We start from the raw sequence: 1319 nt of genomic DNA on the forward strand, positions 1-1319 counted from the left end.
TTCGTAGGCGGCGCTGGTGGAGACGTTCACGGGGGAGACGCCCGGACCGCCCGCCACGGACCCGCACGCGCGCGTGGAACACCCGACGGCCTGCGCGGACGGCGAAGAGGGCGGACCCGCGTTCGAAGTGATCTACCTGCTGGAGGCCGAGGACACCGCCGTGGCACGGCTGCGGGAGCGCCTGGACGCCCTGGGGGACTCCCTGGTGGTCGTGGGCGGCGACGGTCTGTGGAACGTGCACGTCCACGTCGACGACGCGGGCGCCGCCGTCGAGGCCGGCGTCGAGGCGGGACGGCCGTACCGGATCCGCATCACGCACTTCGGCGCCGGGGACGCCCACACCACACGCGCCGTCCGCGAGCGCGTCCAGCGGGCCGTCGTGGCCGTGGTGCCCGGCGAGGGCCTGGCCGCGCTGTACGGCGAGGCGGGCGCCACCACCGTCCTCGCTCGCCCCGGGGAGCCGCCCGCCGGAGGGGAGCTGGTGGAGGCCGTACGACGCGCCCACGCGCGCGAGGTCGTGCTGCTGCCCAACGACGCCGAGCTGCGGCACACGGCCGCCGCGGCGGCCGAGCAGGCCCGTACCGAGGGCATCCGGGTCGCCCTCATCCCGACCCGTTCCGCGGTGCAGGGCATCGCCGCGCTCGCCGTGCACGAGGCGGACCGCCGCTTCGACGAGGACGTCGTCGCGATGACCTCGGCCGCGGGCGCCACCCGCCACGCCGAGGTCACGGTCGCCGAACGCCAGGCCTGGACCACGGCGGGCATCTGCCAGGAGGGCGACGTGCTGGGCCTCATCGACGGGGACGTGGCCGTCATCGGCACGGACGTGGAGACGACGGCCCGCACGGTCCTCGACCGCATGCTGGCGGCCGGCGGCGAACTGGTCACCCTGGTCCTGGACGACACGGCCCCCGACACCCTCGCCGACCACCTGGAGCACCACGTACGCGAATCCCACCTGGCCGTCGACACGGTGACCTACAGAGGCGGCAACCAGGGAGCCCTGCTGCTCATCGGCGTCGAATGACCCCGACCCCCCGGGGCGCGGGGAGCTGCGCGAGAAGGCCCGCCCACGGCGAGGTGCGCACGTACGGGAACCACCCCCCCCAGGGGCGCGGGGAGCTGCGCGAGAAGGCCCCACGCACGGTCAGGTGCGCACGCATGGGAACCACCCCCCCAGGGGCGCGGGGAGCTGCGCGAGAAGGCCCCACGCACGGCGAGGTGCGCACGCACGGGAACCATCCCCCAGCAGGTGCGCACGCACCGAAACCACCCCCGAGGGGCGCGGGGAACTGCGCACACACCCCGCCCCCCCCCCC

Annotated in this window: 1 pseudogene; it reads left to right on the top strand. The window is 75.7% G+C overall.

The annotated features are described in order from the left end of the window. Positions 1 to 7: 7 nt before the first annotated feature. Positions 8 to 1027 (top strand): annotated as a pseudogene (locus tag MTQ10_RS30520) (DAK2 domain-containing protein); the annotation flags it as partial. Positions 1028 to 1319: the final 292 nt, after the last annotated feature.

The sequence above is a fragment of the Streptomyces sp. XM83C genome, from assembly GCF_023072675.1.
Classification (GTDB): domain Bacteria; phylum Actinomycetota; class Actinomycetes; order Streptomycetales; family Streptomycetaceae; genus Streptomyces; species Streptomyces thermocoprophilus.